Genomic DNA, 24,158 nt, shown 5'->3' with positions numbered 1-24,158 from the left:
GCCCGAGCCCTCGGCCCCCAGCCCCAGCCCTCCGCACGGCAGTACGCACGAGAGAGCCGCCGCCATGACCTCCACGTCCGATCCCCGCGACCTGAGGGACCAGCTGGACACGCTGACCACCGAGGCGTTCCGGCCGGAGCTCGCCGACATCGACCGGCTGCCCACCCTGGACATCGCCCGGCTCATGAACGGCGAGGACGCCACCGTGGCCGGCGCGGTCGCCGCGCGGCTGCCCGAGATCGCCGCCGCCGTCGACGCCGTCGCCGAGCGGATGGCGCGCGGCGGACGGCTGGTCTACGCGGGCGCGGGCACGGCGGGCCGGCTCGGCGTGCTGGACGCCTCCGAGTGCCCGCCGACCTTCGACACCGCCCCCGGGCAGGTCGTGGGCGTGATCGCGGGCGGCCCGCAGGCCCTGGTCGTCCCGGTCGAGGGCGCGGAGGACTCCCGGGAGCTGGCCGAGCGGGACCTCGCCCCGCTGCGGCTGGTCCCCGACGACACGGTGGTCGGCGTCTCCGCCTCCGGCCGCACCCCGTACGCCGTCGGCGCGGTGGAGTACGCCCGGGCGCGCGGCACGCTGACGATCGGCCTGTCCTGCAACCCGGGCAGCGCGCTGGCGGCCGCCGCCGACCACGGCATCGAGGTCGTCACCGGCCCCGAGCTCCTCACCGGCTCGACCCGCCTGAAGGCCGGCACGGCGCAGAAGCTCGTCCTCAACATGCTGTCGACGATCACGATGATCCGGCTGGGCAAGACGTACGGGAACCTGATGGTCGACGTGCGGGCCTCCAACGACAAGCTGCGCGCCCGCTCCCGCCGCATCGTCGCCCTCGCCACCGGCGCGCGGGACGACGCCGTCGAACGGGCCCTGGCCGCCACGGACGGCGAGGTGAAGCCCGCGATCCTCACCCTCCTGGCCGACGTCGACGGCCCCACGGCCACCCGCCTGCTGCACGAGTCCGGCGGCCACCTGCGCGCGGCGCTGGCGGCGGCCACGGGGTGACCGGCGCCGGGTCCCCTCAGCCCGGCGCGTGCTTCGCCACGTACGCGGCGTACGGCTCGATGCCGACGCCCGCGCGCAGCTCGTCCACCCGGTCGGGCTCGGCGCACGGCCAGGGAACCGGGGAGCCGTCGTCGCGGACGCCGGCGATCTGGGTGCCGTAGATCTGCTCGCGGCCCTCGTTGACCAGGGTGCGGTCGCGGAGGAAGGCCAGGTCGCGCGGGGCCGCCTCGCCCCGCCGGACGGCCTGCTCCAGCAGCCCCAGCGCCCGCCGCTGGACGTCGAGCTGTCGGTCGGCGTGCTGGGCGATCAGCCAGGCGGCCCGGGCGGCCTCCTCGCCGACGAGGTCCGCCGTGGGCCAGCCGTACGCGTCCATGATCTCGGTCAGCCGGTCGGCGTGGAGCGCGGTCAGGCGCCGCCACGCGAGCTGCTCGGCCGGGTCCTCGCTGTGGGCGGCCCCGGCCACGGCCAGCCGGTGATCGGCGGCGGCCATGGCCGTCAGCTCCTCCGCGAGGGCCGCGAGGGCCGCGTCATCACGGGTCATCGTCAACTCCCTTGTCACACAGGCAGGTTGAGAAAACCCTAGAACCGCACGCCGCCCTGAAGATCATTCCCCAGGACGGTGACACACGCCCGTGCGCGCTGGGACACTGGACCAACCCCACCGCGCGGCGCCGTCACCCGGGGCTGCCCTCCCGGTTGAGCTGCCGCACCCGCGCCCGCAGCGCCTCCCGCACGGGCAGCGAGCGCAGCACGTCGGTCAGGTGCTCGGCGGTCCGCACGTTGCACCGCCCCAGGTCGACGAGCGCGAACGGCTCTTTGCTCGCGCCGGTCACCGGGTCCACCCCCAGCGACGGCAGCATCACCCCCACACCCGCGAGCGCCTCCCGCAGCGACTCCACGACCTCCTCGGTCGACCGCACCCTTCCCACCTCCACGCAGAGTTTCCGATTCACCACCCAGCGTGTCCGACCCGCCTCTAACCTGGCCATATACGGCGTCCCAACAACCCCGTGTGTACGACGAGGAGTTGCCCATGCCCGGCCCCAAGGACCTCGACCCCGCCTCCTCCCCCCGCGCCCTGCTGGGCGCCGAACTCCGCCACGCCCGCGAGAAGGCCGGCCTGAGCCAGGAGGAACTCGGCCGGCGCCTGTTCGTCAGCGGCTCGTTCATCGGGCAGCTGGAGGCGGGCACGCGGCGGATGCAGCCGGAGTACGCGCGGCTGCTGGACGAGGCGCTGGGAACGGGGGACTTCTTCTCGCGGAACTGCGCGGCGGCGGCGAAGTCGAAGTATCCCGAGCACTTCGCGGAGGCGGCGGACGCCGAGGCTCGCGCTTCGGTGATCAGGCAGTACGCGCCTCTGCTGATTCCCGGCCTGCTGCAGACGCCCGCCTACGCCCGGGCCGTCTGCCGGGCCTACCAGCCGACCGCGCCCGAGGAGGCGATCGAAGAGCTGGTGACCGCCCGGATGGAGCGCGCCCGAGTTCTCGACGATCCAACAGATCCGTTGTTGTGGGCGGTGATCGACGAGGCCGCGCTGCGCAGGGTGACGGGTGGAGCGCGGGTCATGGCGGAGGCCTTGCGGCACCTCGCCGGCCTTGCCCGCCGGAACCGGGCCATCGTGCAGGTGCTGCCGTTCGACGCGGGCGCGCACGCGGCGATGCAGGGTGCCATCAAGCTGATGGAGTTCGAGGACGCCCCTCCCCTGGTCTATTTCGAGGGAGTCGGCACGGGAAGGCTGGAGGACGACCCGGCCACCGTCAGGCACCACCGATTCACCTACGAGCTCCTCACGGCCTGCGCTCTTCCGCCCGGGAAGTCCCTGGCCCTGGTCGAGGCGATGGCGCAGGATTACGCCCATGAGGCGGATGACTGAGTACAGCCTGGACGGGGCCACCTGGCACAAGTCCAGTCACAGCGGCGGCGACGGCGGCGACTGCCTGGAGATCGCCCGCTGGCGCAAGTCCAGCCACAGCGGCGGCAGCGGCGGCGACTGCCTCGAAGTGGCCGACGGCCATCCCGCCGTCGTCCCCGTCCGCGACTCCAAGAACCCCACCGGTCCGAAGCTCGTGTTCCGGGCCGCCGCCTGGGCCGCGTTCGTCGCGGACCTCAAGGACACGGCCGCCTGAGCTCCGGGCACCGGGCTCCGGGACTTCTTTCCGGGGAACGGGGGGTAGGTCTCGGCCCCATCCTCCTCCACCGCGACGTCCCGGCGGAGGGGGAGGCGCGCCGGTGACGGTCACGGCGCACACTGGATACCGCACGACCCGACAGCCCCGCCGACCGACCGGAACCCCACCACGATGAACCACGCCCAGCTCACCGCCCTCGGCCGAGCCCTGCGCCTGCTCGGCGAGCACGGCGAAGCCCTCGCCGCCGACACCCCGGACGCCAAGCTGCACGAGGTCAGGGCGGATCTGCGGCGGGCCCTGGACCTGCTGGAGGAGAGCGTCACGACGACCGCCCCCAGCACACGCTGCCCCGAGCACCCCACCGGTCCGGTCGACGAGAGCGCCCCCGACCTGTGCCTGCTGTGCGAGACCCGCCGGCGGGCGGCCCGCCGCGCCGAGTTCAACGGACCCGCCCCGCGCCCCCCGGCCACCGGCCCCGCCCCGTCCCGCTACGGCGTGCGCGGCGACCGCCCGCAGCCCCAGCAGCGCTGGCTGCCGGAGCTGTGGAACGGCCAGGCGTGGCAGCTGTGCGGCACCCCGCGCCGAGACCGCCGCGAGGCCGAGCTGTACGTCGCCGCCCAGCTCCGCGGGCCCCGGCCCGCCATGGCGTACCGGGTGGTGCACGAGTTCACCGACTACGAGGTGCTGCGCGTGTGGGGGACGCCCGTGCGGATCGACATCGAGCCGATGGGCAACCTGTAGGCGCCGCCCTACAGGAGCGGCAGCTCCGCGAAGTCGTACCCCTCCCACAGGCGGCGGGACGCCTCCTGCGGGTACGCCGTGACGACCGGTTCCGCGTCCAGCACCTGCACCAGCCGCCGCGCGGGGTCGTACGCCGGCCAGCCCGGGTCGCCGCCGCGCGCGAACGCCGTCCAGGACGCCCGCATGCGCCTCGACAGCGCTTCCGCCTCGGGTGAGGACTCGACGCCCGCGAACAGCAGGGCGCCCACGTCGGCCTGGTAGGTGCCGAAGAGCAGGGGCAGGTCCAGGGCGTGGCAGGCGCCGAAGACGCCGCCGTGGGAGGGGGCGGACCAGGTGAGCGCGTAGACGTGCGCGCGTCCGCCGCCCGCGCGCTGCGCGTCGGCCAGGCGGAGGGTGGGCATGGCGAACAGCCAGTCGGTCTGGACGCGCTCGTACAGCTCGCCCGGGGAGGCGTCGGGGAACGCCGCGCGGTAGGCCCGCGCCCCGTCCGGGCCGCCGGGGGCGTACAGGTCCAGGGCCGCCGCGGCCTGCTCGTCGGTGATCCCGCGGAGCCGGCCGGCCAGGGCGACGAACAGGCGGTACTCGTCGCGGTTGTGGCCGGTGAGCAGGTCGACGTCCCGGGCGGCGCCGGACGCCAGCGCCCGCCAGGGGGTGGTGGGCAGCACGTCGCCGTCGACGACGGGCGCGTACGGGGTGACCGTGGGGGCGACCTGGCCCCAGCGGTCCAGGTACTGGGGCATCTTCGCGCTGAGGGTCTGCCCGGCGGAGACCAGGCGGCGCGGGTCGACCGTGGACAGGTCCGCGACGGTCGGCCGCAGGCCGGCCTCGGCGGCGAGGGCGGTGCCGATGTCCCGGGCGAGGGCGTCGGAGAAGTAGGTGCCGGGGAGGCTCTGGGCGATCGCCCGGTGGAACAGTCCGGCCGCGCGCGGCATCGCCAGCAGCGCGGCGACCGAACCGGCGCCCGCCGACTCCCCGAAGACGGTGACCCGGTCCGGGTCGCCGCCGAACGCGGCGATGTTGTCCCGGACCCACTCCAGCGCGGCGACCTGGTCGAGCAGGCCCCGGTTGGCGGGCGCGCCGTCGACGTGCGCGAAGCCCTCCATCCCGACGCGGTAGTTGAAGCTGACGACGACCACGTCGCCGTCCCCGGCTATCAGGCGGGCGTCGTAACCGGGGCTGCCGGAGTGGCCGAGCTTGTAGGCGCCGCCGTAGATCCACACCATCACGGGACGCCGGGCGGCCGGATCGGGCTCGGGCGTCCACACGTTCACCGTCAGCCAGTCGTCGCCCTCCGCCCGGTCCGGCAGAGCGGCCCCGCCCGTCAGACCGGTGTCCTGCGGAGGCGGCGGCCCGAACGCGAACGCGTCCCGCACCCCGTCCCACCCCCGCACGGCCCGCGGCGCCCCGAACCGCCCCTGTCCGACCGGCGGTTCGGCGAACGGCATCCCCCGGAACACCACCAGCCGGTCCTCGACCCGCCCCCGCACCGCCCCGGCCCGCGTCCGCACGACGACTTCCCCGCTCACCGCAGTCTCCCCTCACACCAGGCCACGCCGTCCTCCAGAGATCACCAGGACCTTACGCGGCTTGCGGGGACGGGCAGTTGGGGCCCCGGGGATACGGCAGCCGGAGCGCGGGCCGGGGCGCGAGGAGCACCTCTCGGCCCGCCGCTCCGGACGGGTGGGCGGGCGAAGGTCAGGACAGCGACTTCAGCGCCGCCGGGTCATAGGCGGACAGCTCCCCGAACCGCCCGTCCAGCACCTTCTCCGCCCAGTGGGGGTCCTGCAGCAGCGCCCGCCCGACCGCGACCAGGTCGAACTCCTCCCGCTCCAGCCGGTCGAGCAGGTTGTCGAGGCTGCCCACCGCCGCCCCCTCCCCCTGGAACGCCTTGAGGAAGTCCCCGTCGAGCCCCACCGAGCCGACCGTGATCGCGGCCCGCCCCGTCAGCTTCTTCGTCCACCCGGCCAGATTGAGATCCGACCCGTCGAACTCCGGCACCCAGTACCGCCGCGTCGACGCGTGGAACGCGTCCACCCCGGCCGCCGCCAGCGGGGCGAGGATCGCCTCCAGCTCCTGCGGCGTCTCCGCGAGCCGCGCGTCGTACGCCTCCTGCTTCCACTGCGAGTACCGGAAGATCACCGGGAACTCCGCCGACACCCTCTCCCGCACCGCCGCGACGATCTCCGCCGCGAACTTCGTCCGGGCCACCGCGTCCCCGCCGTACGCGTCCGTACGCCGGTTGGTGCCCGCCCACAGGAACTGGTCGACGAGGTACCCGTGCGCCCCGTGGATCTCCACGCCGTCGAAGCCGATCCGCTCGGCGTCCGCGGCGGCCTGCGCGAACGCCCCGATCACCGCGTCCAGGTCCGCCTGCGTCATCGTCTTGCCGGCCCCCTCGGTGCCGTCCGGCCGCACCCCGGAGGGCCCGACCGCCGGCGCGTCCGGGAACGGCGGCTCACCCTGCTTGCGCACCATGCCGATGTGCCAGAGCTGCGGCACGATCCGGCCGCCCGCCGCGTGCACGGCCTCGGCGACCTTCGCCCACCCCGCCAGCTGCTCCTCGCCGTGGAAGCGCGGCACCCGGTCGCTCTGCCCGGCCGACTCGTGGCCGACGTACGTGCCCTCGGTGACGATCAGCCCGACCCCGGCCGCCGCGCGGCGGGCGTAGTACGACACCACGTCCTCGCCGGGCACGCCGCCCGGGGAGAACATCCGGGTCATGGGCGCCATGGCGATGCGGTTGCGGAGGGTCAGGCCGTTGATGGTGGCGGGCCGGGAGAGGATCTCGGCCGCCCGGGAGGCGGCGGACTCGGAGGCGGTGACAGTCACGTGGGGGCTCCTCGACGCTTGACCAGTCGGTATGTGCGCGTGCATTGATACTGCCCCTGCGTCAACTGCCGGGTCCCTGCCCGCATTCCGCCCGCCCGGTCCGCACCCGTGTGATCCCGGACACGCCCGAGGGCGGCACCCCCTGTCTCCAGGGAGTGCCGCCCTCGGTCTCGTGCTGCGGTGGACCGCCGATCCTCGGAAGGATCAGAAGTCCATGTCACCGCCCGGCATGCCGCCACCGGCGGGCGCGGCGGCCTTCTCCGGCTTGTCGGCGATGACGGCCTCGGTGGTGAGGAACAGCGCGGCGATGGAGGCGGCGTTCTGCAGGGCGGAACGGGTCACCTTCGCCGGGTCGATGATGCCCTCGGCGACCAGGTCGACGTACTCGCCGGTCGCGGCGTTCAGGCCGTGGCCCGGGGTCAGGTTGCGCACCTTCTCCACCACGACACCGCCCTCGAGGCCGGCGTTGACGGCGATCTGCTTCAGCGGGGCCTCCAGGGCCAGCTTCACAGCGGCGGCACCGGTGGCCTCGTCGCCCTCCAGCTCCAGCTTCTCGAAGACCTGGGAGGCCTGCAGCAGGGCCACGCCACCACCGGCGACGATGCCCTCCTCGACGGCGGCCTTCGCGTTGCGGACGGCGTCCTCGATGCGGTGCTTGCGCTCCTTGAGCTCGACCTCGGTGGCGGCACCGGCCTTGATGACGGCCACGCCGCCCGCGAGCTTCGCCAGGCGCTCCTGGAGCTTCTCGCGGTCGTAGTCGGAGTCGCTGTTCTCGATCTCGGCGCGGATCTGGTTCACGCGGCCCTGGACCTGGTCGGCGGAGCCGGCACCGTCGACGATGGTGGTCTCGTCCTTGGTGATGACCACCTTGCGGGCCTTGCCCAGCAGGTCGAGGGTGGCGTTCTCCAGCTTGAGGCCGACCTCCTCGGAGATGACCTCGCCGCCCGTGAGGATGGCGATGTCGCCGAGCATGGCCTTGCGGCGGTCGCCGAAGCCCGGGGCCTTGACGGCGACGGACTTGAAGGTGCCGCGGATCTTGTTGACGACCAGGGTCGACAGGGCCTCGCCCTCGACGTCCTCGGCGATGATCAGCAGCGGCTTGCCCGACTGCATGACCTTCTCCAGGAGCGGGAGCAGGTCCTTGACGTTGGAGACCTTGGAGTTCGCGATCAGGATGTACGGGTCGTCGAGGACGGCCTCCATACGCTCCATGTCGGTGGCGAAGTACGCCGAGATGTAGCCCTTGTCGAAGCGCATACCCTCGGTGAGCTCCAGCTCCAGACCGAAGGTCTGGGACTCCTCGACGGTGATGACGCCTTCCTTGCCGACCTTGTCCATGGCCTCGGCGATGAGCTCGCCGATCTGGGTGTCGGCGGCGGAGATGGAGGCCGTGGAGGCGATCTGCTCCTTGGTCTCGACGTCCTTCGCCTGCTCCAGCAGGGCGGCGGAGACGGCCTCGACGGCCTTCTCGATACCGCGCTTCAGGGCCATCGGGTTGGCGCCGGCGGCGACGTTGCGCAGGCCCTCGCGGACGAGCGCCTGGGCCAGGACGGTGGCGGTCGTCGTGCCGTCACCGGCGACGTCGTCCGTCTTCTTCGCTACTTCCTTGACCAGCTCGGCGCCGATCTTCTCGTACGGGTCCTCGAGCTCGATCTCCTTGGCGATGGAGACGCCGTCGTTGGTGATCGTGGGCGCGCCCCACTTCTTCTCGAGGACGACGTTGCGGCCCTTCGGGCCGAGCGTCACCTTCACGGCGTCCGCGAGCTGGTTCATGCCGCGCTCGAGGCCGCGCCGCGCCTCCTCGTCGAACGCGATGATCTTGGCCATGTGAAGTGGTCCCTCCAGGACTGGGGGTGATTCCTTCGGACCGCGCCCGCGCCCGCGACGGACGGCTCGCCGGCCTTGTGGTTCCTTGCCCCACCCGGCCCGCGGGCCTCACCGACCCGGTCCTTCGTTGTCACTCTCACCTTCAGAGTGCTAACGCCAATGATTAGCACTCGACCTAGGCGAGTGCAAGCGCCTCTCGGGCTTCGGGCGGGGCGCTCAGCCCCGGGCGAACAGCTCCCGGCCGCCCCGCGGGGGCGGCGCGACCGTCCCCGGGCAGGCCGAAGGGCCCGCGCCCCGGGAGGCACGGGCCCTTCAGAGAAGACCGGTCGCTTGCGGTTGCTCGCTGTCGCGCGTTCAGGCGGTGACGCGAACCATGTCGGCCTGCGGGCCCTTCTGGCCCTGCGAGATCTCGAACTCGACCCGCTGGCCCTCTTCCAGGGTGCGGTAACCGTCCATCTGGATCGCGCTGTAGTGGACGAAAACATCCGCACCACCGTCGACCGCGATGAAGCCGTACCCCTTCTCCGCGTTGAACCACTTGACGGTGCCCTGAGCCATGCCTAACTCCCCTATTACTGGCCCTTGCACAGATCCACACTTCGCGGATCCGGGTCAGACCTCACCCCCCACGACGGGGGCGTGCGCCGGAACGCGTCGACCGCGGCTGAATGTATCTGTCCAACTGCCGTCTGCAACAGGTCAATCGGACGAGAAATCTGGACGCGCCCGGTCCGGAATCTGGCGAGAATTCGCCATCATTCGGGGCAAGTCGGGCTGCACAAAGGGAACAAAAGCCGCAAAGGACGTGCACACTTTGGCTGCATCTCGTCGGACCTGCGGCAGGAATGCGGAGTTCACGATCAGGAGATCGGGATCGCGTTCCCCAACTGTACCGCGCTCAATCACATGGAATTGCCCCCTCCGCTTCTCTCACGGAGGGGGCAATTCGACGAACTCGGCGTCACCGGCATTACCAGAGGTAACGAACCGGCCGTGGAAACGGGCGATCAGCCGCCCGCGACCGCCGGGATGATGGACACGCCGGCACCGTCCGGGGTGGCGGTCTCCAGGCCCTGCTCGAAGCGCACGTCGTCGTCGTTGACGTACACGTTGACGAAGCGGCGCAGCTTGCCCTGGTCGTCCAGGACGCGGGCGGCGATCCCCGTGTGGTTCTTCTCCAGGTCGGCGATGACCTCGCCGAGGGTGGCGCCCTGCGCGCTGACCTCGGCCTGACCGCCGGTGTAGGTGCGCAGGATGGTGGGGATGCGGACGGTGACGCTCACTTTCGACCTCCGGTCGGTACGACGCCCCGGGGGCGCGGGGCAGGGGGGATCTGCGGCTGCCGCCGTGCGGGCGCGGCCGGCACGGGCGGCCCGCAGGCGGAGACGGCGGACGGGCCCGTCAGACGAGCCCCGCCTCGCGGAACGACTCCAGACTCGGCCGGATCGTCGCGGTGAGCCCCGTGCCCGCCACGGCGTCGAGCGTCTTGAGCCCGTCGCCGGTGTTGAGCACGACGGTGCTCTTCGTGGGGTCGAGGGCCCCGCTCTCGATCAGCTTGCGGGTCACCCCCACGGTCACCCCGCCGGCGGTCTCCGCGAAGATCCCCTCGGTCCGCGCCAGCAGCTTGATCGCGTCGACGACCTGCTCGTCGGTGACGTCCTCCACCGCCCCGCCGGTGCGGCGCGCGATGTCCAGGACGTACGGCCCGTCGGCCGGGTTGCCGATGGCCAGCGACTTGGCGATGGTGTTCGGCTTCTGCGGGCGGACCACGTCGTGCCCGGCCTTGAACGCCGTCGACACCGGCGAGCAGCCCTCGGCCTGCGCACCGAAGATCTTGTACGGCCGGTCCTCGACGAGCCCCAGCCGGATCAGCTCCTGGAGACCCTTGTCGATCTTCGTGAGCTGCGAGCCGGAGGCGATCGGCACCACGATCTGGTCCGGCAGCCGCCAGCCGAGCTGCTCGCAGATCTCGTACGCGAGGGTCTTGGACCCCTCCGCGTAGTACGGCCGCAGGTTGACGTTGACGAAGCCCCAGCCCTCGCCGGCCGGGTCGCCGATCAGCTCGGAGCAGAAGCGGTTCACGTCGTCGTAGTTGCCCTCGATGCCGACGAGCTCGCCGCCGTAGACGGCGGCCATGACGACCTTGCCCTGCTCCAGGTCGCGCGGGATGAACACGCAGGAGCGGAAGCCGGCGCGGGCGGCGGCGGCGCCGACGGCGCCGGCCAGGTTGCCGGTGGAGGAGCACGACAGGGTGGTGAAGCCGAAGGCGCGCGCCGCCTCCAGCGCCTGGGCGACCACGCGGTCCTTGAAGGAGTGCGTCGGGTTGCCGGAGTCGTCCTTCACGTACAGCCCGCCGGTGACGCCGAGTTCGCGGGCGAGGTTGTCGGCCCGGACGAGCTTGGTCCAGCCGGGGTTCAGGTTCGGCTTGTCCGCCACGTCCGCGGGGACGGGCAGCAGCGGCGCGTAGCGCCAGATGTTCGCGGGTCCCGCCTCGATCCGCTTGCGGAGCTCCTCGGCGTCGTGGCCGGAGAAGTCGTACGCGATCTCCAGCGGGCCGAAACACTCCTCGCACGCGAAGACCGGGCCGAGGGGCACCCGGTGACCGCACTCGCGGCAGGACAGCGCCGTGGCGGGGCCCAGGTCGACGGGGGCGGCGGATTCGGTGGTGCTTGCAACGGTCTGCACAGCCATGTGAGGCGAGGCCCTTTCTCCTCATCTTCCTCACGACGCATCTCGCCGTGAGACGGATTTGGCACCTTCCCTAGCCGGGAGCCTCGCCACGTCGACGTGACAAGACCGGCTGGAGGGTTGCCGGGGCTTCATCGGGCCGTGTCCCTCTGCCCCTCTGGATGAGCTGTATGTGGTTGTCAGCAGCGGTGGCCCCCGACATGCGATGGTCACCCGCGTTGTCCAAGACTGTAACCGACGGCCAGGACAGTTGAGATAGTCGTCCGAACCGCGAGATGGATCACACGGAGACCACGTGATCCGAACAGTGAGGAGCCGCAGACCGTGCTGGAAGAAGTCGAGCGCTGGCTGAGCACCCGCTCCTGGTCCGTGACCGATCGCCCGCTCCACCAGATCCTCGCCGCCAAGCGCGCCACCGGCCAGTCGGTCAGTGTCGTCCTGCCCGCCCTCAACGAGGAGGAGACGGTCGGCGACATCGTCGCCGTCATCCGCCACGACCTCGTGCAGCAGGTGCCGCTCGTCGACGAGGTCGTCGTGGTCGACTCCGGGTCGACGGACCGCACGTCGCAGGTGGCCGCCGCCGCGGGCGCGAGGGTGGTGCACCGCGACGCGATCCTGCCCCGCCTGCCCGCCGTGCCCGGCAAGGGCGAGGTGCTGTGGCGGTCCCTGCTGGTGACCCGGGGGGACGTCGTCTGCTTCGTGGACGCCGACCTGAAGGAGTTCTCCTCCGACTTCGTCGCCGGGATCGTGGGCCCGCTGCTCACCGACCCGGACGTCGACCTGGTGAAGGCCATGTACGACCGGCCGCTCGGCGGCGCGGCCGGGCAGGGCGGCCGGGTCACCGAGCTGATGGCCCGCCCGCTGCTGAACATGCACTGGCCGCAGCTGGCCGGCTTCGTGCAGCCGCTGGGCGGCGAGTACGCGGCCCGCCGCTCCCTGCTGGAGCAGCTGCCGTTCCCCGTCGGGTACGGCGTCGAGCTCGGCATGCTGGTGGACGCCCTGCACCTGGTCGGGCTGGACGCCCTCGCCCAGGTCGACGTGGGGGTGCGCAAGCACCGGCACCAGGACGGGCAGGCGCTGGGCCGGATGGCCGCCGCGATCTACCGCACCGCCCAGCTGCGGCTGGCCCGCGGGCACCTGATCCGGCCGTCGCTGACCCAGTTCGAGCGGGGCGAGGACGGGTTCGAGCCGCGGACGTACTCGGTGGACACCGAGGAGCGGCCGCCGATGGCGGAGATAGCCGAGTACCAGGCCCGGAAAGCGGCCTGACCGGGCGGTTTCCGGCCGGATGCGGCAGGTCCGCACGTTTGATCGGTTCAGGTCGGGCTAGGTTGAGGCGTATGGCTTCCACGCAGGCTGCTCAGGGTGCCCAGGTGCTGGTCGCGTCCAACCGCGGACCGGTCTCGTACGAGGTGCGCGAGGACGGTTCGCTGCACGCCAAACGGGGCGGCGGCGGACTCGTCTCCGGCCTGTCGGCGATCGGTCCGGACGCGGGTGCGCTGTGGGTGTGCTCGGCGCTGTCCGACGGCGACCGGGAGGCGGTCGCGCGCGGCGTCGGCGAGGACGGCGTACGGATGCTGGACGTGCCGGCCGACGTGCACGCCGACGCGTACAACGGCATCGCCAACTCCGTGCTGTGGTTCGTGCACCACATGCTGTACCAGACCCCGCTGGAGCCGGTCTTCGACACGGAGTTCCGGCGTCAGTGGGCGTCCTACGAGACGTACAACCGGGCCTTCGCCGAGGCGCTCGCCGAGGAGGCGGCGCCCGGCGCGGCGGTGGTGGTGCAGGACTACCACCTGACGCTGGTGCCGGGGATGCTGCGCGAGCTGCGCCCGGACCTGCGCATCGGGCACTTCTCGCACACGCCGTGGGCGCCGCCGGAGTACTTCCGGATGCTGCCCGACGACATCGCCGGGCAGGTGCTGCGCGGCATGCTCGGCGCGGACCGGCTGGGTTTCCTCACCCACCGCTGGGCGGACGCGTTCACCGCGTGCTGCGAGCAGTTCGCGGGCGGCCTCGGCGGCACCCGGGTCGGGGTGCACGGGCTGGGGGCCGACGCGGACTTCCTGCGCCGCCGCGCGCACGAGGCGGACGTCGAGGAGCGGATCGCCGCGCTGCGCGAGGAGATCGGCACGACCCCCGACGGCGCCCCGCGCCGCACGATCGTCCGGGTCGACCGCACCGAGCTGTCCAAGAACATCGTGCGCGGCCTGCTCGCCTACCGGCAGCTCCTGCACGCCCACGCCGAGTGGCGCGAGCGGGTGGTGCACGTCGCCTTCGCCTACCCCTCCCGGCAGGACCTCGCGGTGTACCGCGACTACACGGCCGAGGTGCAGCGGCTCGCGGACGAGATCAACGAGGAGTACGGCACCCCGGACTGGAAGCCGGTCGTCCTGCACGTCAAGGACGACTTCGCCCGCTCGCTCGCGGCGTACCGGCTGGCCGACGTGGCGCTGGTCAACCCCATCCGGGACGGCATGAACCTCGTCGCCAAGGAGGTGCCGGTCGTCTCCGACGCGGGCTGCGCGCTGGTGCTCTCCCGGGAGGCCGGCGCCCACGAGGAGCTCGGCGAGGACGCGCTCACCGTCAACCCGTACGACGTGACCGGCACGGCCCGCGCCCTGCACGAGGCGCTGTCGATGCGACCGGAGGAGCGGGCGGACCGCTCCAAGCGCCTGGCCGCGGCGGCGACCGCGCTGCCCCCGGCGCGGTGGTTCCTGGACCAGCTGGAGGCCCTGCGCGGGCCCGCGGGTGAGTAGGGTCGGCACATGGGCAGCCACACGGAATCCCCCGACCGCGAGGACCCCTTCCCGACGCCCGTGACCCGGGCCGGACGGGACGGGCTCGACGCCCTCCTCGCGCGGCCGGACAGGGCGCTGATCGGCCTCGACTTCGACGGCACGCTCGCCCCGATCGTCGCCGACCCCGAGCAGGCCCGGGCGCACCCCGACGCGGTGCCCGCGCTCGCCGCGCTCGCCCCGAAGGTGGCGGCGGTCGCGGTGGTCACGGGCCGCCCGGCCGGGGTCGCGGTGCGCAACGGCGGCTTCGCGGGCGTCCCCGGACTGGAGCGCCTGGTGGTGCTCGGGCACTACGGCGCCGAGCGCTGGGACGCCGTCACCGGCACCGTCACCGCCCCGGCCCCGCACCCCGGTGTCGCGGCGGTGCGCGCCGAGCTGCCGGGGGTCCTCGACCGGGTCGGCGCCTGGCAGGGCACCTGGATCGAGGAGAAGGGCCGGGCGGTGGCGGTGCACACCCGCCGGGCCGCCGACCCGCAGGCCGCCTTCGAGGCGCTGCGCGCTCCGCTGGCCGAGCTGGCCGCCCGGCACGGCCTGATCGTCGAGCCGGGCCGGCTGGTGCTGGAGCTGCGCCCGCCGGGCATGGACAAGGGCGTCGCGCTCGTCGACCTGGCCCGGGAGATCGGCGCCGGGTCGGTCCTGTACGCCGGTGACGACCTCGGCGACCTGCCCGCCTTCGGCGCGGTGGACAAGCTCCGCTCCGACGGCACGCCGGGCGTCCTGGTGTGCAGCGGCAGCGACGAGGTCGCCGAACTGCGGGAACGGGCGGACCTGGTGGTGGACGGCCCGCAGGGCGTCGTCGCCCTGCTGCGGCTGCTCGCGGCACGGCTGGCCTGAGCCGGGAGCGCGGGGCGCGCCCGGAGGGGCGCGGGGAACCGCGCGACCGGCCACGACGCACCCGCACCCGCACCCGGCGACGCGGACGGGGCCGGAGCGCGGCCCGGCGACACGGGCGGGCCGGAACACACAGCCCGGCGACACGGGCGGGGCCGGAACGCGGCCCGGCGGCGCGAACGGGGCCGGAGCGCGGCCCGGCGGCGGAAGGTCGCGCCGGGGCCGCGTCACCGCTCCGCGCGGCGTGCCTCCCGCACCCGTCGCAGGCGGTTCACGGTGACCGGGTCGTGCGCCAGGGCGCGCGGATCGTCGAGCAGCGCGTTGAGCAGCTGGTAGTAGCGCACGGGCGCCAGGCCCAGCTCCTCGCGTATCGCCCGCTCCTTGGCGCCGGGGCCGGGGAAGCCGCGGCGTTCGAGCGCGAGGATGTCCCGTTCCCTGCGGCCGAGCTGCTCCTGGTCCATGCCTGGCACCGTAGCCCCCGCCACCGACAGCGGGGGCCGGCGGGGCTACTCCCCGCCGCTCTCGGCCCGGGTCGCGGTGGCCTGGAGCTGCTCCAGGACGGCCGCCGGGCTGCCGCTGGAGGTGACCGCCCGGCCGATCCGCTCCTTGACGTCCGCGCTGACCTCGGCCCAGGAGGTCTTGCCGACCGGGTAGAGCTCGGAGGTCGGCAGCTCCTCCAGGAAGGCCCTCAGTTCCTTGTCCTGCTCGGCGGCGGCCATCGTCGTGGACGCGGACGTGGTGACGGGCAGCAAGTTGTACGCGCGGGAGAAGGCGAGCACGTTCTTCTCGCTGTAGACGAAGTCGAGGAAGTCGCCGACCTGCTCGCCGTGGCCGTTCTTCTTGAAGGCCGTCATCCAGTCGGCGACGCCGAGGGTGTTCCTGCTCTCGCCCTCGGCGCCCGGCGTCGGCACCATGCCGAACTTGACGCCCTTCTTGGCGGCGATGCCCATCAGCGAGGGGTGGCCGTTGAGCATGCCGACGTCACCGGCGGCGAACGCGGCGAAGGCGGCGGCGCGGTTGAGCTTGCCGGGCGCGACCGGCCCGGTCAGGCCCTTGCCGACCAGCTCGTCCTTCAGCCAGGTGAAGGTCTTGACGTTGGCCGGGGAGTCGAGGGAGTAGGTGCCGACGTCGTCGGTGTAGCCGCCCCCGCCGCTGAGCATCCACTGCAGGGTCTCGGCCTGCGCCTCCTCCGGCCCGAGCGGCAGGGCGTAGGGGTAGGTCACGCCCTCGGCCTTGAGGGCCTCGGCGGCGGCGGCGAGCTCGTCCCAGGTCCGGGGCGGGGTGATGCCGGCCTTCGCGAACAGGGTCTTGTTGTAGAAGAGCACGCGCGTGGAGGAGGCGAACGGCATGCCGTACTGCACGCCGTGGACCTCGCCCGCGGTGGACAGCTGCGAGACGAAGTCGGCCTGCACGGGTATGGAGAGCAGCTCGTCGGCCTTGTAGAGGAGGTCCGCGGCCGCGTAGTCGGCGTACGCGCCGATCTGCGCCATGTCCGGCGGATTGCCGGCGTCGACCATCTCCTTGACCTCGCGGTCGACGTCGTTCCAGGAGTGGACGGTGACGTCGATCTTCACGCCGGGGTGCTTCTCCTCGTACGCCTCGACGAGGTCGCCCCAGTACTTCTTCGAGCTGTTGGCCGCGCTGTCGCCGTAGTCCGCGGCGACCAGTGTCAGGGTGACGTCGTCCGAGGCGCCGGTGAGGCCGCAGCCGCCCAGGACCGCCGTCAGGCCCAGTGCGGACACCACCGCGATCGTCCCTGCCGTACCCCGCCGCTGCACTGTTGTCCGCCCCTCCGCCGACCGAAACTTTCCGATAACCGGATTAAGGTCTACACCACGTAAGTGGACTAGACCTCTCGCGGGTCCCCGGGTCACACTGTCCCCGTGAGACATGTCATCGCCCTCGACGTGGGCGGCACCGGGATGAAAGCCGCCCTGACCGGGGCGGACGGCACGCTGCTGCACCAGGCGCGGCGGGCCACCGGGCGCGACCGCGGCCCGGACGCCGTCGTCGCGGGCATCGTCGGCTTCGCCGCCGAACTGCGCGCCTACGGCGCCGACCGGTTCGGCGAGCCCGCGGCCGCCGCCGGCGTCGCCGTCCCCGGCATCGTCGACGACACCCGGGGCGTCGCCGTCTACGCCGCCAACCTCGGCTGGCGCGACGTCCCCCTGCGCGACCTGCTGACGGCGGAGCTCGGCGTGCCGGTCGCCCTCGGGCACGACGTGCGCACCGGCGGCCTCGCCGAGGGCCGGGTCGGCGCCGGCCGGGGCAGCGACCGCTTCCTGTTCGTGGCCCTGGGCACCGGCATCGCGGGCGCCATCGGCGTCGACGGCCGGGTCGAGGCGGGCGCGCACGGCTTCGCGGGCGAGATCGGCCACATCGTCGTACGGCCCGGCGGGACGCCCTGCCCGTGCGGGCAGCGCGGCTGCCTGGAGCGGTACGCCTCCGCCGCGGCCGTCGGCCAGGCGTGGGCCGCGGCGTGCGGCGACCCGGACGCGGACGCCGCCGGCTGCGCGAGGGCGGTCGAAGCGGGGAACCCGGAGGCCGTACGGGTCTGGCAGGCGGCCGTCGACGCGCTCGCCGACGGGCTGGTCACCGCGCTCACCCTGCTGGACCCGCGCACCCTGATCATCGGTGGCGGGCTCGCCGAGGCCGGGGAAACCTTGTTCACACCGCTGCGCGAGGCCGTCCGGCGGCGGATCACCTTCCAGAAGCTCCCGTCGATCGTCCCGGCGGCCCTCGGCGACACGGCCGGATGCCTGGGCGCGGGTCTCCTGGCCTGGGATCTCCTCGACCACACCGACCGTTTGGAGGTAACCCCCTGATGGCCAACGCCCCAGGGGCGCGGGGAACTGCGCGACCGACCCCGCCCCACCCGCACCCCGCAGCAGACGGAACGCCCCTGGTGCTCTCCGGCGGCCGCGTGGTGCTCCCCACCGGGACCGTCGACAACGGCCGGGTGGTCGTCGAGGGCACCCGCATCACCCGCACCGCCCCGGAGAACGCCCGGGTCCTCGACGTCACGGGCCACTGGCTGGTCCCCGGCTTCGTCGACCTGCACAACCACGGCGGCGGCGGGGCGTCCTTCACCTCCGGGTCGGTCGACGACGTCCTGAAGGGCATCCACACCCACCGCCTGCACGGCACCACCACCCTGGTCGCCTCGACCGTCACCGGCGACACGGCCTTCCTCGCCCAGCGCGCGGGCCTGCTCAGCGAGCTGGCGGAGCAGGGCGACATCGCCGGCGTGCACTTCGAGGGGCCGTTCATCTCGCCGTGCCGCAAGGGCGCCCACTCCGAGGTGCTGCTGCGCGACCCGGACCCGGCGGAGGTCCGCAAGCTGATCGACGCGGCCCGCGGCCAGGCCCGGATGGTCACGCTGGCCACCGAGCTGCCCGGCGGCACCGACTCCGTGCGGCTGCTCGCCGACCACGGCGTGATCGCGGCGATCGGCCACACCGACGCCACGTACGAGCAGACCCGCGAGGCCATCGACGCGGGCGCGACCGTCGCCACGCACCTGTTCAACGCGATGCCGCCGCTCGGCCACCGCGCCCCCGGCCCGATCGCCGCGCTCCTGGAGGACGAGCGGGTCACCGTCGAGCTGATCAACGACGGCACGCACCTGCACCCGGCCGCCCTGCAACTGGCCTTCCACCACGCGGGCCCGGACCGGGTCGCCTTCATCACCGACGCGATGGACGCGGCCGGCTTCGGCGACGGCCGCTACATGCTCGGCCCGCTGGAGGTCGAGGTCGCCGACGGCGTCGCCCGGCTGGTCGAGGGCGGGTCCATCGCGGGCTCCACCCTCACCCTGGACCGCGCCTTCAAGCGGGCGGTCACGGTCGACGGCCTGCCGGTGCCGGACGCGGTCGCGGCGCTGTCCGCCAACCCGGCCCGGCTGCTGGGCATGGCCGACACGATCGGCTCGCTGGAGCCGGGCCGGTACGCCGACCTGGTGCTGCTGGACGAGGACTTCGACCTCAAGGGCGTGATGCGCCGCGGCGCCTGGGTGGTCGATCCCCGGCTGGCCTGATCCGCCCCCGGTCCCGCGGACGGCGGCCGACCCGGGGACTGGGCCGGCCGCCGTCTCTTTGGCATGATCGGGTTTCCGGAACATGTGACAGGCAACCGTCGATCGGGGGAGGTCGGCCCAGGTGATCCTCACGGTCACGCCGAACACCGCTCTCGCCATCACCTACCGCGTGGCGACCCTGCGGCCGCACACCTCCCACCGTGTCTCGGAGGTGACCGAACGCCCCGGCGGCAAGGGCGTCGACGTCGCCCGGGTCCTGGCGGCCCTCGGCCACGAGGTGGCGGTCACCGGCTTCGCGGGCGGCCCCACCGGGCGGATCGTGCGGGACCGGCTGGCGGCCGTCCCCGGCCTGCTGGACGCCCTGGTCCCGGTGGCCGGCGCCACCCGCCGCACCGTCACCGTCGCCGACGGGCGGACCGGCGACACCACCCGGCTCGACGAGCCGGGCCCGCTGATCACGCCCGCCGAGTGGTCGGCCCTCCAGGAGACGTACCTCGACCTGCTGGGCTCGGCCTCGGCGGTGGCGCTGTGCGGCAGCCTGCCGCCGGGCGTGCCGGTCGGTGCGTACGCCGGGCTGGTGCGCGCGGCCCGGGCCGCCGGGGTCCCGGTCCTGCTGGACACCGGCGGCGAGCCGCTGCGCCGGGGGATCGCCGCCCGCCCCGACGTCATCACGCCGAACGCCGACGAACTGGCCGAGCTCACCGGCTCCCACGAGCCGCTGCGCGCCACCGTGGACGCCCGCCGCCGCGGCGCCCGCGCCGTGGTCGCCTCCTTCGGCCCCGACGGCCTCCTCGCGGCGACCCCCGAGGGCCACTGGCGCGCCGCGCCGCCGGCCCGCCCGCACGGCGGCGCGGCCGGCGCGGTGACGGCGGGCCTGCTGTCGGGCCTGGTGGAGGGCTTGCCGTGGCCGGACCGCCTGGCCCGCGCGGCGGCCCTGGCCGCGGCGGCGGTGGCGGCACCGGCGGCGGACGGGTTCGACCGCGGGGTGTACGAGGAGCTGCTGGGACGGGTGGCGGTGACGGGGGAGGTCAGCGCCGCCTGACCGCCGTCAGCTCGGCGGTTCGGTGGTGAGGGAGAACCGGTCCAGGTTCACGTTGCACTGGTTGCCCTCGTTGCAGGCGAGTTCCAGGGTGTTCGTGCCCTTGGTCAGGTTCACGTTGGCCCAGGTGGTCTGCCAGCCCTTCTCCCAGTCGCCCTCCGGCAGCTTGCCGAAGTTCGCCATGTTCAGGGGCTGGGCGTTGGGCTTGCCGTTGACCACCAGGGTGGCGTCGGCGTCCACGCCCGGGATGCCGTAGCGCACGTACAGCCGGTAGGTGCCGGCCTCGTCGATGCCGTTGACGGTCCAGGTGACCTTGGCGCCGACCTTGTTGAAGCCCGTCACGTAGACCCCGCCGTCGGCCTCCGCGCCCTTGACGTCCGACGCCGTGGTGGCGCCGCCGTCCAGGCGCAGCGCCTTGGCGTCCGCCTCGGGCAGCTCGACCTCCTCGCCGGCGCCGCTGCTGCTCGCCGACGGGGTCGGGTCCGCGCTCTGGGACTGGGCCGGGGCCGTGCCGGCCGCCCGGTCGTCGGTCTTGTCCTCGTCGGAGCCGTTGGTCATCGCCACGCCGATGCCGACGACGACCGCCGCGACCACGGCGATCGCGCCGATCAGCAGGCCCTTGGTGTTGGGCCCGCGGCCGCGCCCGCCGCCCGCGCCGCGCGCCGGCTGCTGCGAGGCGGTGGGGGCACCGCCGGGGAACGTCTCCGGGGGCGCGTAGTGGGCGTTCGGCCGGCCGTAGGCGCCCTGCTGCTGCGGGGCCTGGCCGTAGGGCGACGGCTGGCCCGCGGGGGGCTGCTGGCCGTACTGGCGTGTGCCGACCGTGCGCACCCGGTTGACGGAGTTCGGGTATCCGTAGCCGCCGGACGGCGGCTGCGCTCCGTTGGCCTGCCCGTCGGCGTAGAGATAACCGAACGGGTCGTCGTCCTCGGGCGTGCTCGCGCCGTTGTTGCCGGGCGTCATCCCTTGGTCTCCTCAGTCGGGTGCGGTGCGGATGCGGTTCGAGTGGTGAGAGAGCGAGCCTACCCGCTCCACGTGACCCAAACGGGTGACTCAGACCGCATCGGCTCGCTGACCTGGGGTTACCCCGCGCGTCTGTGTTGTTTGGGACGAGATCGTTTCTCGACGTACATCCGTTCGTCAGCGGACTTCAACACTTCGTCCGCCGTCATTCCGCAGTGCGCCCACCCGATGCCGAAGCTGGCGCCCACCCGCACCGCCCGGCCCTCGGCCCGGATGGGCTGGATGATCTCGTTGCGCAGGCGGACCGCGAGGTCCTGCGCGTCGGCCCGGCCGAGCCCGTCGGCGAGGATCACGAACTCGTCGCCGCCGAGCCGGGCCACGGTGTCCCCGTCGCGCACCCCGTCGCTGAGCCGGCGGGCGACCTCGATGAGGACGGCGTCGCCCGCGTTGTGGCCGAAGCGGTCGTTGATCGACTTGAAGCCGTCGAGGTCGCAGAAGAGCACCGCGAGCCCCTTGGTGCCGTCGTCGCGGTCCCCTTCGGGGGCGACGGTGTGCACGTGGTGGTCGTAGGCGTCGTACGCCTCCGCGCCCGGCGGGAAGTCGAAGTCGTGGCCGACCGGGTCGAAGGCGGCGTGGCCGAAGGCCGCGTCGTGGGAGCCGACGGCGGCGGGGTGCGGGCCCGCGGCGCGCTGGCAGAGGCGGGCGGAGAGCCGGGCGCGCAGCTCGGCGGAGTTCGGCAGGCCGGTGAGGGAGTCGTGGGAGGCGCGGTGGGCGAGCTGGAGCTCGCGGCGCTTGCGCTCCTCGATGTCCTCGACGTGGGTGAGCAGGAAGCGGGGCCCGTCGGCGGCGTCGGCGACGACGCTGTTGCGCAGCGAGACCCAGACGTAGGTGCCGTCCCGGCGGCCGAGGCGCAGCTCGGCCCGGCCGCCCTCGGCGGAGGTCCTGAGCAGGGTGCCTATGTCCTCGGGGTGGACGAGGTCGGAGAAGGAGTAGCGGCGCATCGCGGAGGCGGGCCGGCCCAGCAGGCGGCACAGCGCGTCGTTGGTGCGCAGCAGCCGGCCGTGCTGGTCGCCGCCCATCTCGGCGATGGCCATGCCGGAGGGCGCGTACTCGAAGGCCTGCCGGAAGCTCTCCTCGCTGGCCCGCAGCGCCTGCTGCTCGCGCTCCAGGCGGACCAGGGCGCGCTGCATGTTGGCGCGCAGCCGGGCGTTGCTGATCGCGATGGCGGCCTGGAAGGCGTACATCTGGAGGGCCTCGCGGCCCCAGGCGCCGGGCCGGCGGCCGTTGCGCGGGCGGTCCACGGAGAGCACGCCGATCAGTTCGCCGGACGTGCCGCCGCCCTGCGGGCCGGGCGCGTACATCGGCGCGAAGAGCCGGTCGGCCGGGTGCCACTCGTCCTCGAAGCGGGGCGCGGGCCCGTCGGTGTACCACTGCGGGACGTCGTCGTCGTCGAGGACCCAGCCCTCGGTGTGGGGTATGAACACCAGGTCGCCCCACTGCTCGCCCATGCCCAGGCGGCGCAGCCAGGAGTCGCGGGAGCCGACCCGGCCCGTGATGAGGGCCTCGGCCGCGGGGTTCCCGGCGAACGCGGCGACGACCAGGTCGCCGTCGGGACGCACGAGGTTGACGCACGCCAGCTCGTACCCGAGGGCCTTGACGACGCCGTCGGCGACGGTCTGCAGAGTGTCCGCCAGGCTGCGGGCCGTGTTCATGTCGGCCATGACCTGGTGCAGTTGTCGCAGGGACGCAAGACGGACGTAGGGTTCCGACTCGGTCTCCATGCTCGCCCTCCCCCCGAGTCCTCGCAGCGATTCAAGGGTTGTCTTTCGGCGCCCTATCCGGATGGTGCCCTGTCAGCTTCCCCGCCACTGAATCACAGCGCGCTGCCCACTCGGTACACAGGGTCAACAATTCCTGCCCCTTGTGACTCAAGTCACAGCAAAACATGAACAATTGAGTAAAGGTTCTGCGTTTCCGCGCCCCTTTACCGAACGCAATCTTTGTACGGGTGTGCCCGGGACCGCCTCCGCTCCGCCCGGAGTCCTAGGTCCCCGCTCGGACCGGGGCCCGATGCGGCGGCCCCCGGGCGGAGACTAGCGTTCCCGGCGTGCCGAACTCCTCCGCCCCGTCCCCGATGATCCCTCCGCCCGCCGCCGGGCATGCTGAGGGGGTGAGCAACGACGAGTTCCGCGCCGCCATGTCCCGGCTGGCCGCCGGCGTGGTCCTGGTGACCGCGCAGGAGCCGCCGCTGGACCCGGACGACCCCGGGGCGCCGGCCGGCGAGGACGTCGGCATGACGGCCACCGCGTTCCTGTCGGTGTCGCTGGACCCGCCGCTGGTGCTGGTCAGCCTCCGCGAGGGCTCGCGCATGGACGAGCTCCTCGCCGAGCAGCCGCTGTGGGCGGTGTCCGTCCTCTCCGAGAGCCAGCGGCACATCGCGGGCCGCTTCGCCATGAAGGGCAGGGTCAGCGACCGGCTGCTGTTCCAGGACATCCCGTACACCCGCGGCGGGCGCACCGGCGCCCCGCTGGTGGGCGGCGCGCTCGCGACCGTGGAGTGCCGCACCGAGCAGCGCGTGACGGCCGGGGACCACACGCTGGTCATCGGCCGGGTCCTGACGGCCCGGGTGCCGAGCGCGGACGGCGGACCGCTGACGTACTTCCGGGGCCGCTACCGGCAACTGGGGTGACCCGAGGGCGGGCGGGCGGCCGGGCCGGGAAACCGTGGCCGCCGGTCCTCCTCCCGCCTGGGGTGCCCCCGTGACGCCCCCGCCCCGCCTCGAAGAGATCACGGCGGCGAACCTCGGCGCCGCCCTCGGCATCCGGGTCCGCCCCGGCCAGGAACACGCGGTCGGACCGGTCGGGCGGTCCCCCGCCGAGGCGTACGCGCACCCCGGCGTCACCCGGCCCCGCCTGATCGTCGACGGCGGCCGCCCGGTCGGCTTCCTCACGGCCTTCCCCGGCACCGGCCGGCACGGCGACGGCACCCTGCACCGCTCCGGGCTGTGGCGGCTGGACATCGCCGCCGGGGAGCACGGCAAGGGGCACGGCCGCTTCGCGGTGGAGTCGGTGGCCGCCGGGATCCGCCGCCGCGGCGGCACACGGCTGCCCGTCTCCTGGCACCCGGGCCCCGACAGCCCGGAGGGCTTCCGCCCGGGGCTCGGCGCGGTCCAGCCCCTAGGGGCTGTCGTTCGGATCAGGTCGCGGGGAATCGACTGTAGGTCGTCGGCGCCGGTGAGCGGGGCCCGGTGCGTGTAGCCGCAAGGCGGAGGAGGGCG

General features: G+C 73.5%; 24 protein-coding genes and 1 riboswitch. Of the genes, 12 read left to right on the top strand and 12 right to left on the bottom strand.

What is annotated here, in order from left to right; translation table 11 throughout:
* Nucleotides 1-64 precede the first annotated feature (64 nt).
* A complete protein-coding gene (gene murQ / locus ACIF8T_RS12690) occupies nucleotides 65-1,000 on the top strand; it encodes an N-acetylmuramic acid 6-phosphate etherase (RefSeq protein WP_400034120.1) in 936 nt (311 codons plus the stop codon).
* Nucleotides 1,001-1,016: 16 nt separating this feature from the next.
* Here murQ and ACIF8T_RS12685 read toward each other — a convergent pair whose 3' ends face one another.
* Nucleotides 1,017-1,541 carry a DUF6624 domain-containing protein gene (locus ACIF8T_RS12685; RefSeq protein WP_400034118.1) on the bottom strand — a complete coding sequence of 175 codons (525 nt, stop codon included), beginning with the start codon at nucleotides 1,539-1,541 and terminating at the stop codon, nucleotides 1,017-1,019.
* A gap of 133 nt (nucleotides 1,542-1,674) precedes the next feature.
* On the bottom strand, nucleotides 1,675-1,920 hold the full coding sequence (locus tag ACIF8T_RS12680; RefSeq protein WP_400034730.1) for a hypothetical protein: 246 nt from the start codon (nucleotides 1,918-1,920) through the stop codon (nucleotides 1,675-1,677).
* Nucleotides 1,921-2,033: 113 nt separating this feature from the next.
* Here ACIF8T_RS12680 and ACIF8T_RS12675 point away from each other — a divergent pair, with 113 nt between their 5' ends.
* The 3 genes from ACIF8T_RS12675 to ACIF8T_RS12665 all read left to right on the top strand — a co-directional run bounded on the left by ACIF8T_RS12675 (nucleotide 2,034) and on the right by ACIF8T_RS12665 (nucleotide 3,870).
* Complete coding sequence (locus tag ACIF8T_RS12675) at nucleotides 2,034-2,873, top strand: helix-turn-helix domain-containing protein (RefSeq protein WP_400034116.1); 840 nt, start codon at nucleotides 2,034-2,036, stop codon at nucleotides 2,871-2,873.
* Nucleotides 2,857-3,126: a DUF397 domain-containing protein gene (locus ACIF8T_RS12670; protein ID WP_400034114.1), complete on the top strand. Its 270-nt coding sequence runs from the start codon at nucleotides 2,857-2,859 to the stop codon at nucleotides 3,124-3,126. Before ACIF8T_RS12675 ends, ACIF8T_RS12670 begins: the two co-directional genes overlap by 17 nt.
* Before the next feature lie 174 nt (nucleotides 3,127-3,300).
* Entirely contained in the window at nucleotides 3,301-3,870 is a 570-nt protein-coding gene (locus tag ACIF8T_RS12665; protein ID WP_400034112.1) for a hypothetical protein, read from the top strand.
* 8 nt (nucleotides 3,871-3,878) lie between these two features.
* On the opposite strand, the gene ACIF8T_RS12660 is transcribed toward ACIF8T_RS12665, so the two are convergent.
* From ACIF8T_RS12660 to thrC, 6 genes are all read right to left on the bottom strand, one after another.
* Nucleotides 3,879-5,396: a carboxylesterase/lipase family protein gene (locus ACIF8T_RS12660; RefSeq protein WP_400034110.1), complete on the bottom strand. Its 1,518-nt coding sequence runs from the start codon at nucleotides 5,394-5,396 to the stop codon at nucleotides 3,879-3,881.
* 169 nt (nucleotides 5,397-5,565) lie between these two features.
* Nucleotides 5,566-6,699, bottom strand: a complete 1,134-nt coding sequence (locus ACIF8T_RS12655; protein ID WP_400034108.1) for an NADH:flavin oxidoreductase — start codon at nucleotides 6,697-6,699, stop codon at nucleotides 5,566-5,568.
* Between the two features lie 204 nt (nucleotides 6,700-6,903).
* The gene (gene groL, locus ACIF8T_RS12650) at nucleotides 6,904-8,526 is read right to left on the bottom strand and encodes a chaperonin GroEL (RefSeq protein WP_400034106.1); all 1,623 of its coding nucleotides are present in this window, start codon (nucleotides 8,524-8,526) and stop codon (nucleotides 6,904-6,906) included.
* A 354-nt stretch (nucleotides 8,527-8,880) separates the two neighbouring features.
* Nucleotides 8,881-9,084 carry a cold-shock protein gene (locus ACIF8T_RS12645; RefSeq protein ID WP_004986573.1) on the bottom strand — a complete coding sequence of 68 codons (204 nt, stop codon included), beginning with the start codon at nucleotides 9,082-9,084 and terminating at the stop codon, nucleotides 8,881-8,883.
* 449 nt (nucleotides 9,085-9,533) lie between these two features.
* Nucleotides 9,534-9,809 carry a MoaD/ThiS family protein gene (locus ACIF8T_RS12640; RefSeq protein WP_400034104.1) on the bottom strand — a complete coding sequence of 92 codons (276 nt, stop codon included), beginning with the start codon at nucleotides 9,807-9,809 and terminating at the stop codon, nucleotides 9,534-9,536.
* Between the two features lie 118 nt (nucleotides 9,810-9,927).
* Entirely contained in the window at nucleotides 9,928-11,217 is a 1,290-nt protein-coding gene (gene thrC, locus ACIF8T_RS12635) for a threonine synthase (RefSeq protein WP_400034102.1), read from the bottom strand.
* Between the two features lie 18 nt (nucleotides 11,218-11,235).
* Nucleotides 11,236-11,382: riboswitch (SAM riboswitch) on the bottom strand.
* A gap of 156 nt (nucleotides 11,383-11,538) precedes the next feature.
* Between thrC and ACIF8T_RS12630 the strand changes: the two genes are divergently transcribed.
* The 3 genes from ACIF8T_RS12630 to otsB all read left to right on the top strand — a co-directional run bounded on the left by ACIF8T_RS12630 (nucleotide 11,539) and on the right by otsB (nucleotide 14,849).
* Nucleotides 11,539-12,483: a glucosyl-3-phosphoglycerate synthase gene (locus ACIF8T_RS12630; protein ID WP_400034100.1), complete on the top strand. Its 945-nt coding sequence runs from the start codon at nucleotides 11,539-11,541 to the stop codon at nucleotides 12,481-12,483.
* Nucleotides 12,484-12,554: 71 nt separating this feature from the next.
* Nucleotides 12,555-13,976: a trehalose-6-phosphate synthase gene (locus ACIF8T_RS12625; protein ID WP_400034098.1), complete on the top strand. Its 1,422-nt coding sequence runs from the start codon at nucleotides 12,555-12,557 to the stop codon at nucleotides 13,974-13,976.
* A gap of 9 nt (nucleotides 13,977-13,985) precedes the next feature.
* The gene (otsB, locus tag ACIF8T_RS12620) at nucleotides 13,986-14,849 is read left to right on the top strand and encodes a trehalose-phosphatase (RefSeq protein WP_400034096.1); all 864 of its coding nucleotides are present in this window, start codon (nucleotides 13,986-13,988) and stop codon (nucleotides 14,847-14,849) included.
* A 224-nt stretch (nucleotides 14,850-15,073) separates the two neighbouring features.
* Here the strand turns inward: otsB and ACIF8T_RS12615 are convergent, their stop codons facing one another.
* Both ACIF8T_RS12615 and ACIF8T_RS12610 read right to left on the bottom strand, forming a co-directional pair.
* Entirely contained in the window at nucleotides 15,074-15,307 is a 234-nt protein-coding gene (locus ACIF8T_RS12615) for a DUF3263 domain-containing protein (protein ID WP_400034094.1), read from the bottom strand.
* 45 nt (nucleotides 15,308-15,352) lie between these two features.
* Nucleotides 15,353-16,624 carry an ABC transporter substrate-binding protein gene (locus tag ACIF8T_RS12610; RefSeq protein WP_400034092.1) on the bottom strand — a complete coding sequence of 424 codons (1,272 nt, stop codon included), beginning with the start codon at nucleotides 16,622-16,624 and terminating at the stop codon, nucleotides 15,353-15,355.
* A gap of 105 nt (nucleotides 16,625-16,729) precedes the next feature.
* On the opposite strand from ACIF8T_RS12610, the gene ACIF8T_RS12605 reads away from it, so the two are divergent.
* The 3 genes from ACIF8T_RS12605 to ACIF8T_RS12595 all read left to right on the top strand — a co-directional run bounded on the left by ACIF8T_RS12605 (nucleotide 16,730) and on the right by ACIF8T_RS12595 (nucleotide 19,924).
* Nucleotides 16,730-17,671 carry an ROK family protein gene (locus ACIF8T_RS12605; RefSeq protein WP_400034090.1) on the top strand — a complete coding sequence of 314 codons (942 nt, stop codon included), beginning with the start codon at nucleotides 16,730-16,732 and terminating at the stop codon, nucleotides 17,669-17,671.
* A gap of 80 nt (nucleotides 17,672-17,751) precedes the next feature.
* Nucleotides 17,752-18,882, top strand: a complete 1,131-nt coding sequence (nagA, locus tag ACIF8T_RS12600) for an N-acetylglucosamine-6-phosphate deacetylase (RefSeq protein WP_400034088.1) — start codon at nucleotides 17,752-17,754, stop codon at nucleotides 18,880-18,882.
* A gap of 121 nt (nucleotides 18,883-19,003) precedes the next feature.
* Complete coding sequence (locus ACIF8T_RS12595; protein ID WP_400034086.1) at nucleotides 19,004-19,924, top strand: 1-phosphofructokinase family hexose kinase; 921 nt, start codon at nucleotides 19,004-19,006, stop codon at nucleotides 19,922-19,924.
* Between the two features lie 6 nt (nucleotides 19,925-19,930).
* Here ACIF8T_RS12595 and ACIF8T_RS12590 read toward each other — a convergent pair whose 3' ends face one another.
* Both ACIF8T_RS12590 and cdgB read right to left on the bottom strand, forming a co-directional pair.
* On the bottom strand, nucleotides 19,931-20,881 hold the full coding sequence (locus ACIF8T_RS12590; protein WP_400034084.1) for a CBM35 domain-containing protein: 951 nt from the start codon (nucleotides 20,879-20,881) through the stop codon (nucleotides 19,931-19,933).
* A gap of 119 nt (nucleotides 20,882-21,000) precedes the next feature.
* Nucleotides 21,001-22,662: a diguanylate cyclase CdgB gene (gene cdgB, locus ACIF8T_RS12585; protein ID WP_400034082.1), complete on the bottom strand. Its 1,662-nt coding sequence runs from the start codon at nucleotides 22,660-22,662 to the stop codon at nucleotides 21,001-21,003.
* Between the two features lie 353 nt (nucleotides 22,663-23,015).
* On the opposite strand from cdgB, the gene ACIF8T_RS12580 reads away from it, so the two are divergent.
* Entirely contained in the window at nucleotides 23,016-23,570 is a 555-nt protein-coding gene (locus ACIF8T_RS12580; protein ID WP_400034709.1) for a flavin reductase family protein, read from the top strand.
* A 70-nt stretch (nucleotides 23,571-23,640) separates the two neighbouring features.
* Nucleotides 23,641-24,138, top strand: coding sequence for a GNAT family N-acetyltransferase (locus ACIF8T_RS12575; protein ID WP_400034080.1), 498 nt, complete (start codon nucleotides 23,641-23,643; stop codon nucleotides 24,136-24,138).
* Nucleotides 24,139-24,158: the final 20 nt, after the last annotated feature.

The sequence above is a fragment of the Streptomyces sp. NPDC085946 genome (assembly GCF_044540485.1).
Classification (GTDB): Bacteria; Actinomycetota; Actinomycetes; order Streptomycetales; family Streptomycetaceae; genus Streptomyces.
The sequence above is the reverse complement of the archived record's forward strand: the minus strand, read 5'-3'. Positions and strand labels throughout refer to the sequence as shown.